Origin of the sequence: Paraburkholderia sp. BCC1885, from assembly GCF_900996235.1 — a bacterium.
Lineage (GTDB): Bacteria > Pseudomonadota > Gammaproteobacteria > Burkholderiales > Burkholderiaceae > Paraburkholderia.
Genome location: NZ_CAAJGM010000119.1, coordinates 1 through 477, shown reverse-complemented (window position 1 = coordinate 477; position 477 = coordinate 1). Strand labels below are relative to the sequence as shown.

Genomic DNA, 477 nt, shown 5'->3' with positions numbered 1-477 from the left:
CGCATCAGCCGGCTATGAGCGTCGGGGACCATTTGGCGACTACACGAACGACCCACTGAGCGTGTTCATGCAGAAACACATCGCAGCCTGAGACTTGGCTTCGTGCGGTCGCACGATAACGGCCATCATGAGTCGTCCAGCAGAAACATCGGGTAGACAATCCGATGTCTAGTGGTGCACTCGAAAGCGGCCGGTCGGTCTCTCAAGTTTCAAGCTCAGTTATCGTAGAACGGTATGATCGCTCCATAACGAAGTCGAGAACCGCGCCGGATGAGAACCGCGACTCCCGTGCTTGGTGTTTCCGCCATCCACCACGCGTGGGAATTTGTTCTGAACACGTGCGATACTGTGCTGAGCTTGCCCCCGAAAAACGAATCCCTTGCTGAGCAGGTAAACTCAAGCAAGGAGAAGAACGATGACAAGCAAGGCAAAGCGGGCACAGTACACGCTCGAGTTCAAGCTGGAAGCGGTACGACT

1 protein-coding gene is annotated in these 477 nt (G+C 55.1%); it reads left to right on the top strand.

Annotation, left to right across the window (positions count from 1 at the left end; genetic code table 11):
• Window positions 1-270 precede the first annotated feature (270 nt).
• Window positions 271-477 (top strand): hypothetical protein (locus FQ755_RS37795; protein WP_222105732.1); only part of this gene is annotated, 207 nt, incomplete at its 3' end.